The sequence below is a fragment of the Roseibium sp. RKSG952 genome (genome assembly GCF_009711355.1).
Genome location: NZ_SMMF01000955.1, coordinates 167,232 through 180,305 on the forward strand (window position 1 = coordinate 167,232; position 13,074 = coordinate 180,305).

The following is a 13,074-nucleotide window of genomic DNA, read 5'->3' on the forward strand; positions in this document are numbered from 1 at the left end:
GGTGCAGGCGCTCAAGGACGCACCGGTAGCAAATCAGATCAGACAGAATCCACCGGTCTATTGGCCCGGCAGAACCTATTGCGATGGAAGAGGCTATTGCTATCGAACACCGGGTTGGTGGCAGCCCGGCAATGTTTACACAGTTGACGTCAACCAGGACTTGCGAAACACGGTCGAAGCGCAATGTATGGCACAGAAAGGCTATCGCCCTGTCAGCCTGCCGCCCTGTAAATCTGGGGTGAAATCCAAGGTTGCGCCGGTTCGCACTACCAAGCTACCGCCACTCAGCAGCGCCTCATGTTTCGTGAAATTCGACGACGGTTCATTCCAGATCATCACGCCCGGACAAGCCGGATAGGTTTCCCGGAGTGGTCACTCAGCCCAAAGCGGCCAATGCACGCTTGCGTCGCTGCGCCAGTATGATGTGCAAAATGACTGCAGCTGCATAGAACCCAGCGACCGCAATAAACATTCCCGCCTCATCCACGCGCCAAAGCACCGCCAATAGGACCGGAGTGCCAAGCAGATTGCCCGCATTTCCCATCTGGGCCATCGCGCCATAGCTCAACGCCTGATCCTCGGCGGCTTCATTTAGCTCCGGAACGGCTGCAAAACTGCCGCCCTGCACCAGCCCAAGTACTGCGAACAACGCGATACAGACCAGTGCCAGCGGCGCCCCCATAAACAGGGAAAGGATGGCCACTATACCTAGTCCAAAACCAAGATTGACCACGGTTACGCAAGAGAAGACTGTCAACAGGATCGGCACCAGCAACCATGACAAAACGATCCCGGCCAGCGGCATCAAGGCAGCGACTGACGCTCCCTGCTCTTCTGGCAATCGCCCGGGCAGGATCGCCAGGAGTGATACGAAGGTCAGCGTGTAGAAAAACCATCCAAGTGCCGGGGCTGAGATAAATGGAGAGCGATAGGTCCGCAGATGAGCATCGACAAACGCTGATAGCCCCCAACTCGCGCCTTCCGACGATCCTATGTTTACCTTCAGGCGACATAGGCCAATCAATCCAGCCATCACCAACATGAGAGCACCATGTAGAGCAAAGTAAGCGGGTAAACCGAACTGATCTACAAATGGCAGCCCGAACCAAGCATTCATCGCGAACGCTACGCCAAAGAATGTGCTCCACAACACCATCGATACGTTTCGTGCTTTGCCTTGCGTGATCTGCGCGATCAGAGTTGGTGCGGCAACGACAATGGCCAGATGAGACAATCCTTCGACAACTCGGCTAGCCAACATCAACTGAATTCCGGGAAGCGTAGCCTGAACCAATGAGATCGCACCACCGAGTACGAGACCGGCAATCAACAGACGCACGGGCCCGACCCAGCCGGTGATCGCCCCCGAAGTTGCACCCAGAACAGCACCCATCAGGCTGATGATCGACAACAGCCAGCCAATCGCATCCGCATGTGCGGGATAAAGCAGGCCAACATCGGCAAATGGCACCGCGATCTTGGCGAACTGGGTTGCAGCACCCAGTCCCGCGCACCAAAGCAGAATGACCTGCAGGAATATTCGAAGCGATGGATTCATGTGACAGGTTTACGGCGTCCATCCGGCTACAGGAACGCATAAATTATGCGCCGCTGATCCGAGCCCCGCTGACCAGCCGAACGGGTGTTCCGTCAGATAGGTAAAGGCGCTCCCAAATGATCTGCCCGGCGCTGATCCTGATTTCATCATGCAGCGCTTCGGACGTCAGAAACACCTTTGGCGCTGGCGTTTGCAGATCCCACCAACCTTCATCTTTCAACTCCGTCTCAGCTTGCTGAATTTCGTCTGTAGCGAACTGCCAAAGAGATACCCCTAGCAACGCACGCTGGCTGGTTTTCCAGTCATTGGCGCGACTAGCCGAATATGCGAGGCAGATGTGGCTGGCTTCCTCCACCAGATGGATACAGTCCGAGGAATTCATGACCAGTCGCTTGAGGGCAGCATCTTCCGATCTTGTCGGCCCCAGTGCCGTGAAAACCGCCTGCTGAACATGAGGGGCCGGCGTCTGTTGACCATTTTCCCATCTCGAAATCGTGGTCTGGTCGACCTCAAGCAAGTCGGCAAGCGCCGACTGTTTCAGCCCGATTGATCGGCGAAGCCGTTTGATACGGCTTCCAAATGCGGGGTAACCCACCGTTTTGGCCATCCCGGTCTCTGCCATATTTGCAACCATTGGTACCAAGCCTTTCGAAACGATTCAGGTGGGTGCAGCCATCAATCGGGTTGCACCAGACCTGATCGCGTAAAAGCCCGCCCAGTTACTCAGCTGGCTCGGGCTCATCCATATGCGCGACCCGCGCACCGGATTTGTTCGACGTGACAACACCCAGCGACTTTAGTTTGCGGTGCAGCGCACTGCGCTCCATGCCGACAAAGCTTGCGGTCCGGCTGATATTGCCACCAAACCGGTTGATCTGGGTCAGCAGATACTCACGCTCAAATGCCTCGCGCGCCTCACGCAATGGCAGCGTGGCCAATGCACCGGACAGGACAACGCGGCCCGAGTCTTCGGCTTTTTCCTCTTCATTCGGCAATTCGCGTGCCTCAATCGGGCCAGTACCGTCACCAAGGATCAGAACACGCTCGATCAGGTTTTTCAGTTGCCGCACGTTTCCGGGCCAAGTCATCGTCTGCAACAGGGCGACCGCCTCGTCCGACAACTCGCGGATCGGCAGGCCTTGGGTTTCATTGCACATTTCGATGAAATGCTGCGCCAGAACCGGAATATCCTCGCGCCGTTCTTCCAGCGAAGGTACGGCTACCGGTACCACATTCAGACGATGGTACAGCTCTTCCCGGAACCGTTCGGCTGCAATCTCGTCATCCAGATCCCGGTTGGTCGACGAGATGACCCGCAGGTCTACCCGCACTTTGTCGGTTCCACCTACCCGCTGGAACTGCTGATCCACCAATACCCGCAGGATCTTGGATTGCGTTCCCAGCGGCATATCGGCCACTTCGTCAAAGTAGACCACACCGCCATGCGCCTCTTCCAGCAGCCCGGATTCTACCCCGCGCTCTGAGGATTCGCGTCCAAACAGAACTTCTTCCATCCGTTCCGGCTCAACACCCGCACAATTCACCGTGACGAACGGAGCATTTGCCCGATTGGAATGCGCATGGATGTATCGCGCAGCGATTTCCTTGCCCGAACCGGCCGGACCGCTCAGCATCACGCGACCATTGGACTTCGTGACTTTGTCCAACTGCCCTTGCATTGCCCGGAACGAGGCCGATTTGCCGATCATGTCCGAGCTACTGACCTCTTTCCGCTTGAGCGACGCGTTTTCACGGCGCAGGCGCGAGGTTTCCATCGCGCGGCGAATGACCACCATGAGCTGGTCGATATTAAAAGGCTTTTCGATGAAATCGTAAGCGCCCTGCTTGATCGCAGCGACGGCAATTTCAATGTTGCCGTGCCCCGATATGATTACCACCGGCACATCCGGGTTGTCGCGCTTAACTGCCTTGAGAATATCGATCCCGTCCATACGGCTGTCCTTCAGCCAGATATCAAGGATCAGGAGCCCTGGTGGCTCGGAGTTGATGGCGGCCATGCACTCGTCCGAGTTGCCAGCCAGCCGGGTGGAATAGCCTTCGTCCTCCAGAATGTCGGACACCAGTTCGCGAATATCGCGTTCGTCATCTACGATCAGAATGTCGCTCATCTTTGGCCTGCTTTCAGCTTGTTTATATCAATTGCCTGCTTCTGTGGCGCGACGGCGGGGGAAATACTGGCCCCCGGCAAACGGATCACGGCCATCGCGCCAAAATGGTCCTGTCCGTCAAATACGGGCGCATCTTCCAACGTCAGCGCACCGCCATGTTCTTCGATAATTTTCTTCACGATAGGCAGGCCCAAACCGGTCCCCTCATCGCGCGTTGTCACATAGGGTTCGAACAACCGAGCCCTGTCTTCAGGTAAACCTATTCCGTTGTCTGCTATGGTGATTATGGTTCCAGCCTCATCGCTGGATACGACGACCTTGATTTGCGGCGCCAGATTATCGGGCGCACCTTTTTCTTTCAGTGTTCCAATGGCTTCACCGGCATTCTTGATCAGATTCGTCAGCGCCTGATTCAGCATCGTCGCATCGACATCGGCAAGAATGGGCTCTTCAGGCAGATCTGCATCAATCTGAACATCCGGCTGCCCTGCCTGTTGCAATAGAACGGCCTCACGAACCAGATCAACCACATTCGCCTCGTGCCGGTCCGGCTCAGGCATCCGTGCGAATTTCGAGAATTCGTCCACGATTCGGCGCAGGTCATTGGTTTGCCGAACGATGACATCGGTCATCGACTCGAGGCTTTCGCAATCCTCCTCATCAAGCTTGCGAGAGAACTTGCGCTTGATCCTTTCTGCACTCAACTGGATAGGTGTCAGGGGGTTCTTGATCTCATGCGCGATGCGACGGGCAACATCCCCCCACGCGGCCATCCGCTGGGCGCTGACCAGATCGGTCACATCATCAAAGGCCACAACATAGCCTTCCAATCCCCCGTCTTCTCCACGACGTGTTGCCATGCGGACCAATAGATTTTCCAGTTGACCTTTGCGGGTTACTTTCACCTCGCCCTGAACGGCTTCCTGTCCGCCTTCAAGCAGAGATTCGAACAGCGGTAAGAATTCCGGAACGGCGATTCCGATCGCGAGGTGTTGCTCACCCCCCGACCAGTCCAGCAGACGTTCAGCCGAACGGTTCACAAATGTCACGCAACCATCGGGATCAACTCCTACGACACCGGAGGTCACTGAGCTGAGCACCGAGTCAAACAAGCGCCTGCGGCGTTCAATCTGCCGCGTATTTTCAAGCAGTGTATCCCGCTGGCCCTTCAACTGGCGGGTCATCTGGTTGAAGTAGCGTCCAAGCATGGCGATCTCGTCGTCATTGGCCTCTTCGATCACCTGAACACTCAGATCGCCTGCCCCCACGCGCTGAGCCGCTGTAGTCAGGCGCCCAACGGGGCGCGACAGGCGTTCGGCAAACCACATGCCCAGCGACATGGCCGCAAGGATCAGGATCAACGCAAACCCAAGATACAAAAGACCGAATTCGAACAGCACCCTGCCCCGTTCACTCTCAAGTTGCTGGTAGAACTGTGCAGTTTCTTTGGTGTCGTCCAGCAAGGTCAGCAGCTGGCCGTCCACATCGCGACTGACGTAAAGGTACCGGTCGAGGTAGGCTTTCAAAGGAACCAGTGCGCGAAATTCATTGTTCGACCAGTCCGCGATAATCAGCAGGCCTTTGTCGTCTGCCTCAACTATCTGTTCAGCCGTCGGGGGTTCGAAATTGAACAGATAGGAACGGTCCCCACGGGACCGAATCTCGCCACTACCGTCGATGACATAAGCCTCACGCAAACCACGCTGGATTTGTGCCTGACCCTGCGCCAGAACCTCGCGCAGCTCTGCATCTGAAATATAGAAATCCAGCGTGCGTGCATTATCAAGGAATCGAGCGAGCACCGTCGCGTCCTGTGTCAAACCTTGTCGGTGCTCTAGTTCATAAGCCTCGGCAGCCGTAAGCGACGAGCCCACCACTTGCCTGACGCGGTCCGAAAACCAGCCTTCAAGGCCAATGTTCACAGTCAGTCCGGCAAAAATCGCCACGGTAACTGTCGGCACCAGCGCAAGCAGCGTAAAAGCACCGATCAGACGCAGGTGAAGTCTTGATCCGGCCGATTTTGCGCGCCGCGCAGCGATAAGACTGCCCAATTGCCCCAGAACCAGCGCAGCGACCACCAGCACGTAAACGAGGTCGGCAAGGAGAATCAGACGCAATGTCGGTGCAGTCGCGCCCAGATCGAACGGTCCGATTACGAGGTACGTGGCCAATGCAAGCGCAGGTCCAAGAACCACAAGGCCCAAGGTGCCGAAATTGCGCATCTTTCGGGACTTACGCCACCGATTAATCGATAGAATTGGCCGGTTCTGTGCCCGGGTTGCCACCGTCTGCCCTCATCCTGATGTGCCGCTCTCGCGGCTTACCGCCATATATCGTGGTCCTTGCCGGGTACGAACCCGGATGCCACGGTTTGTGTGGCGATATTACATCAGTTTGCGTCGGCGTGTCACCTGAATATCGAGATCTGTAATCTTTTTGCGCAGCGTATTTCTGTTGATCCCCAGCAAATCGGCACATTTCGCCTGATTTCCGCCAGTTGCCTCAAGTGCGATTTCGATCAGAGGGGCCTCAACCTCGCGCAAAATACGTTGGTACAACCCCGGCGGGGGGAGAATGTTGCCGTGTAGATCGAAGTAACGCCGCAAATGACGCGCCACCGAGGACGACAGCTTTTCACGTTCACCATCACCTAGAACCGGTTCGGCTTCGGGTTGGCTGCCCAATACCATCTCCACCTCAGCCTGCGAGATTTCGTCAGCGCGGCTGGTCAGGCTGAGCCTGCGAATGGCATTTTCCAACTGACGTACGTTTCCAGGCCACGAGTAGCGGCGCACCAATTCCACTGCCTCTGGGCTAAGCCAACGTTTTGTGCCGCTCTCACGCTCTTCCCGTGACAGGAAGTGCTCAGCCAGAAGCGTGATGTCATCCACTCGTTCCCGCAAGGATGGAACATGAACCGTTGCCCCACACAGGCGATAGTACAGGTCCTGGCGCACCCGACCGCTTTCCATCGCTTCGGTCAAATCGGTCTGGCTGGTCGCCATAAAACGCGGAACATGATCGCCCGGCGTATCCATCATTCGCACGATACGCGCCTGTACCTCGTCATCAATATCCGCGATCTCATCAATCAACAGCGTCCCGCCACGAACCCGTGCCATCACGCGCGCCGGGCCTTCCAGATCCCTCAGATCAGCTGCCGTTGCAGTCACAAACGGCAATGTACGCCTGTCAGAGAAATCGTGAATAGCACGCGCAATCAGTGATTTACCCGTCCCACTTTCACCAGAAATCATGACCGACAGATCAGTATTCATCACCCGGGCGACCAGACGATACAGCGCCTGCATGACCGGCGTTCGACCTACCAATGGCAGTTCATCAGGGCTGTCCACGCGATCATCGGCTGCTTCGGGATGGGCGCGCTGCTTCTGCTCAAGCGCACGCGCCGTTCGCTTCATCAAATCGGGCAAATCAAACGGCTTGGGCAGATAGTCATAGGCATCTGCCTCAGCCGCTTGAATCGCCGTCATGATCGTGTTTTGGGCCGAGATCACGATAACCGGCAACCCAGGTCGATCCTGAGAGATTTTTGGCAACATCTCCAAACCGTTACCATCTGGCATGACAACGTCCGAGATTACGACATCCCCTTTGCCCTCACCTACCCAACGCATCAGTGTGGTCAGCGAAGATGTTGCATGCACTTTGCACCCGGCCCGCGTCAGGGCCTGTGTCAGAACGGTGCGGATCGTGCGATCATCATCTGCAACCAATACTGTACCATCCATCAGGTGCTCTCCTTTGTTTGCCGGCTACGGCTCTATTGTTCGTGACGCGGTGCCCGCCGCAGTGACAGTTTGAAAACGGTTCGGCCCGGAACGGATTCCGCCGAAATCCAACCATCATGGTCGGAGATGATCTTGCTGACCAATGCGAGACCCAAACCCGTGCCATTTTCTTTGCCTGAAACAAACGGGTCAAAAATATCGCTGATGATATCTTCGGACACGCCCGGTCCATCATCTATGATCTCAATCTGCAACGGCAGTGAATGCCCAGACCCATCGCTGCGCCGCAAACGGAACGAATGCTCGAAATAGGTGCGCAGGCGGATCGTACCACCGCCGGCACCTGCGGCTTCTGAAGCGTTCTTCAGAAGGTTCAGCACAACTTGCAGAAACTGATCCGGATCACCGTAGGCCAATGGCAACGAGGGATCATAATCCTCGATGATCGTCATATCAGCGCCAAAACCCAACAAAGCAGATCGGCGCGCGCGGTCCAGAACGTCATGAATGTTAACTGGCTTGAAGTCGGGCCGGGACAGGTTTCCAAATTGCTCAACCTGCTCCAGAAGCTTCACGATCCTGCGGCTTTCTTCAACGATAAGATCTGTAAGTTCAAGTTCTTGGGGCGCAATGTTCATGCTCAACAACTGAGCCGCACCGGTGATCCCGGCCAAGGGATTCTTGATCTCATGTGCCAGCATCTCGGCCATTCCAATCGCCGATTGCGCCGCAGATTTAACGGTATTTCCCCGCGTCATCCGCCCGGCCAGTTCCCGGGGAGAAATGATCATGATCATCGAACCGGGATGCCCAACCATCGGTGCGATCTGCAAAGCACATTGCAAAGGTGCGCGATTGCCCGATCCCACATCCACATCATTGACGAAAAGCGGCGTGCCCTGCTCTCGTGCTCTAAGAAACGCTTCCTCCAAAGGGGCATCCACTGCGATCTGATCCCAAACCGGATGCCCAACAACGGATTTGCGGGATGCGTTCAGAAAGCCCTCAGCTGACGAGTTCACATCTGCGATGCGGTCATCGCCATCGATAATAAAGGCCGGAACCGGCAGAGAGGCCCAGATTTCCTGATCCGACGTCATGCCGCCACCTCTGCTTTGCAAGACAACGCATCCCCGAGCAGGTGCAATACCTCGTCAGTGTCTCGCGAGGTCAATACAGATCGGCGTAGCGCGGGTGGTGTCCCGGCCTCATCCATGTACCAGCCAAGATGCTTACGTGCGACGCGCAGGCCCAGATCGGTTCCGTAGAACTCCAGCATTGCCTGATAATGCGCACGGACCATCTCGATCAGATCCTCACCCGATGGGATCTCTGGCGCAGGGCGACCGTAAAGATCGTGACAGATTTGTGCCAAAAGCCACGGCTTTCCTTGTGCGCCGCGTCCGACCATCACACCGTCTGCGCCAGAACGGGTCAACGCGGTGCGAGCCGCATTGGTATCAATGATGTCTCCATTGGCAATCACCGGGATTGAAACTGCGTCTTTCACCGCTCGGATTGCCTGCCAATTTGCGCGCCCCTTGTAGAACTGACATCTGGTGCGACCATGAATCGTGACCATGCGGATGCCTGCATCCTGCGCCCGGCGCGCCACATCCGGGGCGTTCAGCAGATTGTCATCCCAACCCAACCGCGTTTTCAGCGTGACCGGTACATCCACGGCATCAACGACCGCCTCAATCAGGGTCAACGCGTGATCCGGCGTTTTCAACAGCGCAGAGCCAGAATACCCATTGGTGACCTTCTTGGCCGGGCAACCCATGTTAATGTCGATCACCCGCGCACCCCGATCAGCAACCTGTCGCGCAGCCTCAGCCATCCAGTGGGCCTCTCGCCCCGCCAGTTGTACGGCCGTGTTTTCCACGTCTGCCGACAGCTCAGCCCGCTCACGCACGCCGGGTTTAGCCTGCACCATTTCCTGGCTGGCGACCATTTCGCTTACTACCATCCCTGCGCCAAAGCGCATAACGAGATCACGAAATGGCCGATCCGTGATTCCGGCCATCGGCGCCAGCAGGACCGGCGGGTTCAGATCTTTGTCAGCGAGTTGCAGGGTCAACGTGCTTAATCCTTGGGCAGTTGCAGATTTGATATCGAATTCTGCGCATATGAACAACAAAACGGCGACCCGCAAGCCCGCAAAATCATCATATGCCTAATATTTAGGCAGGTTTACGCAGGTGATTGCCTCTGCATTCACCGCCCCCTAAACAAAGCGCATCAAACAGGAGAGTTTTCGTACATGACCACCGCTGCCATAATCGTCGCCGCGGGACGCGGACAGCGCGCCGGAGGCGGCACGCCCAAGCAATGGCGCGCTTTGGCCGGGCAGAGGGTGGCTGACTGGACGTTGAATCGGTTCAAAGGAGTGGTGGATCATATCGTTCTTGTTCTCTCGCCCGACGATACCGAAGCATGGGAAGAATTCCGGGACAGCGATCTGTTGCTGGCCTCCGGAGGTCATGATCGTGCGGGTTCCGTACGCAATGGATTGCAGGCACTGGCGGACAAGAGCGTCTCACAGGTTTTGATTCACGATGTTGCTCGCCCTTGCGTCAGCGAGGAAACCATCCGCAACGTTCTGGTGGCGCTGGAAACTCACGCCGCTGCCGCACCTGGCCTTGCTGTAACGGATGCGCTTTGGACGGGTGATGAGAACATGGTGACAGGAACGCAGGATCGCTCAGGCTTGTTTGCAGCCCAGACACCGCAAGGCTTCCGATATGATGCGATCGTCGCAGCTCACTCCGCACATCCGGGCGGAGCGGCAGATGATGTCGAAGTCGCACGTGCGGCAGGTATCGAGGTGGTGATCGTGCCGGGTGACGCAGACAATCTAAAAATCACAAGGCCCGAGGATTTTGCCCGGGCAGAACGCATAATGGGAACGGATATGGATGTAAGGTTGGGCAACGGGTATGACGTGCATCGTTTTGGCGATGGTGATCACGTGATCCTGTGCGGCGTGAAGGTCCCGCATGATCGGGGTCTGCAGGGTCATTCAGACGCCGATGTTGGTATGCATGCGGTAACGGACGCAATCTACGGCGCTTTGGCGCAGGGCGATATCGGTCAGCACTTCCCGCCATCCGATCCACAATGGAAAGGCGCCGCCAGCGAGATCTTTCTGCGTCACGCTGTCGAGCTTGCAGGGCAAATGGGATATCGCATTTCCAATGTGGATTGCACGCTAGTCTGCGAATACCCCAAGATCGGCCCCCACGCGCAAGAAATGCGTGAAGAAATGTCCAGAATCATGGCGTTACGCGCCGATCAGGTGTCGGTGAAAGCAACAACATCCGAACGCCTAGGCTTTACCGGCCGCAGTGAAGGCATCGCTTCTGTAGCCACAGCCTGTCTGGTGAAATCATGAATGCGGCGCGCCTGATCGGTACTGTCGGCGGCGTCGGATATCTGCGCCCGGCACCGGGGACTTGGGGGTCACTTGCCGCACTGCCTATGGTCTGGGTACTGCACACGTTCGGAGGGTTTCCCTTACTGGCACTGGCAACTATCGCCGTTATAGTCGGCGGCATCTGGGCGACCGGTGTTATGACGGCAGGACAAGAGGATCATGACCCCTCGGAAATCGTGATTGACGAGGTCGCTGGCCAGTTCATTGCGCTTTGGGCAATTTCCTACCCGTCTTGGGCACATGGGATCGACATCACCGCCCTTTGGCCCGGTTGGGTTGCCGGTTTCATCCTGTTCCGCCTATTCGATATCACTAAACCCGGTCCGATTGGATGGGCCGACCGGCGCGGCGACCCATTGGGCGTCATGCTGGATGATGTCATCGCGGGGGTCTTCGCTGCGATTGGAGTAATGATCCTTGCAGCCATCGCACATGGAGTATTGGGCCTGTGACCGTAACGGACCTGTTGGAACGCGCCAAAGCGCTGAAAGTCATGATCTCGACAGCGGAAAGCTGCACGGGTGGCATGGTTGCAGCAGCCCTGACAGACATCCCAGGCAGTTCCGCTGTCGTTGAACGTGGCTTCGTGACCTACACCAACACCGCCAAACAGGAGATGTTGGGGGTCAGTGCTGAGACGCTCGCCGACCATGGCGCCGTGTCCGAAGAAGTCGCCAGAGAAATGGCAGATGGCGCACTGACGCACTCGCAGGCACAGCTTTCGGTTTCGATCACCGGCATTGCCGGACCTGGGGGATCAGAGTTCAAACCCGAAGGCCGCGTTTGTTTCGGACTGGCCGTACAAGGGCACCCAACCAGAACAGAAACCGTCGAGTTCGGCGCGCTTGGCCGGGACAATGTGCGCAGGGCTGCGCGCGACCACGCACTTGATCTGATCTCCAAGGGCCTTTCCGACATCGATTAAAAATAAGGCGACCGCCGCAATATTGCGCGGAATTTATCGCCATTTAAAAAAAGGGCGTCAAAACAGGCGCGTTTTAAGCTGCTCGCCTCTTTTTTCCTCGTCTCCTGTTCGCTTCAACGCTTCGCACCACCACTCACTTAGCGCCGGTTCGTGAATAAACGTCATGAACCGGCGCACCTGAAGCGAAAGAGGAGAGCGGCCCATGAACGGAGCCGATACAGCCTGGATCATCGTCGCAACCGCGCTGGTCCTGTTCATGACATTACCGGGATTGGCGCTGTTTTACGGCGGGCTTGTCCGGGCACGCAACGTGCTCAGCGTGTTCATGCATTGTTTTTCGATTGCCTGCCTGATGAGCATCTTGTGGCTGGTCGCCGGATACTCCATCGCATTTGGCGATGCTCCATCCGGAGTGTGGGGCGGCCTCAACAAGGCTTTCCTCAACGGCGTCGACGCAGACAGCCTGGCGGGAACCCTGCCCGAGATCCTGTTCTTTGCCTTCCAGATGACGTTTGCCATCATCACCCCTGCCCTGATCGTCGGAGCGTATGTAGAACGCGTGGGCTTTGGGTTTGTCCTGACCTTCTCAGGTCTTTGGATGCTATTGTGCTATGCCCCCGTCGTTCATTGGATTTGGGGCGGAGGCATGTTGTCTGATGGCGGCATATTGGGTGAGATCGGCGTTCGCGACTTTGCGGGCGGTATTGTCGTCCATGAAACCGCTGGTCTGGCAGCCCTGATCATAGCTGTAATCCTTGGTCCGCGTCGCAACCGCACCACCCCGCCGCACAACCCCGGCTATGTCATGATCGGCGCGGCAATGCTGTGGGTGGGCTGGTTCGGCTTTAATGGCGGCTCGCAACTGGCCGCCGATGGTGGTGCTGCCATGGCAATGACCGTTACACACCTGTCCGCCGCCACCGCATCGCTGAGCTGGGCGCTGTGGGAGCGTATCAGGTTCGGTAAGGCCTCAATGGTCGGCCTCGTCACCGGCACGATCGCTGGTTTGGCGTCGATCACTCCGGCCTCAGGTTTTGTTGGACCGGTTCAGGCACTGATCATCGGCGCAGTGGCCGGTATCCTGTGTCAGGAAGCCGTCTATGTCATGCGCAACATGCTCAAGATCGACGATACTCTGGACGTCTTTGCAGTACATGGCGTTGGCGGGATCTTCGGTACAATCATGATCGCTCTGTTCGGTCTGGGAACTTGGACTGCGCAGTTGGGCGGGCTGGTTATCGTGGGTGCCTTTACGGCAGTTGTCACGATTGTGT

The 13,074-nt window shown here is 56.9% G+C and carries 12 protein-coding genes; 5 read left to right on the forward strand and 7 right to left on the reverse strand.

Going from position 1 to position 13,074, the window contains the following annotated elements:
• Positions 1 to 358 (forward strand): hypothetical protein (locus E1297_RS49970; RefSeq protein WP_155147205.1); only part of this gene is annotated, 358 nt, incomplete at its 5' end.
• A gap of 18 nt (positions 359 to 376) precedes the next feature.
• On the opposite strand, the gene E1297_RS37395 is transcribed toward E1297_RS49970, so the two are convergent.
• The 7 genes from E1297_RS37395 to dusB all read right to left on the reverse strand — a co-directional run bounded on the left by E1297_RS37395 (position 377) and on the right by dusB (position 9,519).
• The gene (locus E1297_RS37395) at positions 377 to 1,558 is read right to left on the reverse strand and encodes an MFS transporter (RefSeq protein WP_155147207.1); all 1,182 of its coding nucleotides are present in this window, start codon (positions 1,556 to 1,558) and stop codon (positions 377 to 379) included.
• Positions 1,559 to 1,601: 43 nt separating this feature from the next.
• Entirely contained in the window at positions 1,602 to 2,165 is a 564-nt protein-coding gene (locus tag E1297_RS37400; protein ID WP_209016232.1) for a helix-turn-helix domain-containing protein, read from the reverse strand.
• Between the two features lie 112 nt (positions 2,166 to 2,277).
• The gene (locus E1297_RS37405; protein WP_155147211.1) at positions 2,278 to 3,687 is read right to left on the reverse strand and encodes a sigma-54 dependent transcriptional regulator; all 1,410 of its coding nucleotides are present in this window, start codon (positions 3,685 to 3,687) and stop codon (positions 2,278 to 2,280) included.
• Positions 3,684 to 5,972, reverse strand: coding sequence for a PAS domain-containing sensor histidine kinase (locus E1297_RS37410; protein ID WP_209016233.1), 2,289 nt, complete (start codon positions 5,970 to 5,972; stop codon positions 3,684 to 3,686). The genes E1297_RS37405 and E1297_RS37410 overlap by 4 nt, the downstream gene beginning before the upstream one ends.
• Before the next feature lie 99 nt (positions 5,973 to 6,071).
• Positions 6,072 to 7,439, reverse strand: a complete 1,368-nt coding sequence (locus E1297_RS37415; RefSeq protein WP_155147213.1) for a response regulator — start codon at positions 7,437 to 7,439, stop codon at positions 6,072 to 6,074.
• 32 nt (positions 7,440 to 7,471) lie between these two features.
• Positions 7,472 to 8,539, reverse strand: coding sequence for a nitrogen regulation protein NR(II) (locus tag E1297_RS37420; RefSeq protein ID WP_155147216.1), 1,068 nt, complete (start codon positions 8,537 to 8,539; stop codon positions 7,472 to 7,474).
• On the reverse strand, positions 8,536 to 9,519 hold the full coding sequence (gene dusB / locus E1297_RS37425) for a tRNA dihydrouridine synthase DusB (protein WP_256372806.1): 984 nt from the start codon (positions 9,517 to 9,519) through the stop codon (positions 8,536 to 8,538). Before dusB ends, E1297_RS37420 begins: the two co-directional genes overlap by 4 nt.
• 183 nt (positions 9,520 to 9,702) lie before the next feature.
• Between dusB and E1297_RS37430 the strand changes: the two genes are divergently transcribed.
• The 4 genes from E1297_RS37430 to E1297_RS37445 all read left to right on the forward strand — a co-directional run.
• Positions 9,703 to 10,833 (forward strand): bifunctional 2-C-methyl-D-erythritol 4-phosphate cytidylyltransferase/2-C-methyl-D-erythritol 2,4-cyclodiphosphate synthase, encoded by a 1,131-nt coding sequence (locus E1297_RS37430; protein ID WP_155147220.1) that lies wholly within the window; start codon positions 9,703 to 9,705, stop codon positions 10,831 to 10,833.
• A complete protein-coding gene (locus E1297_RS37435; RefSeq protein WP_155147222.1) occupies positions 10,830 to 11,327 on the forward strand; it encodes a phosphatidylglycerophosphatase A in 498 nt (165 codons plus the stop codon). Before E1297_RS37430 ends, E1297_RS37435 begins: the two co-directional genes overlap by 4 nt.
• Entirely contained in the window at positions 11,324 to 11,800 is a 477-nt protein-coding gene (locus E1297_RS37440) for a CinA family protein (RefSeq protein ID WP_368669807.1), read from the forward strand. Before E1297_RS37435 ends, E1297_RS37440 begins: the two co-directional genes overlap by 4 nt.
• A gap of 202 nt (positions 11,801 to 12,002) precedes the next feature.
• The coding region (locus tag E1297_RS37445) for an ammonium transporter (protein WP_155147224.1) at positions 12,003 to 13,074 on the forward strand (1,072 nt) is incomplete at its 3' end.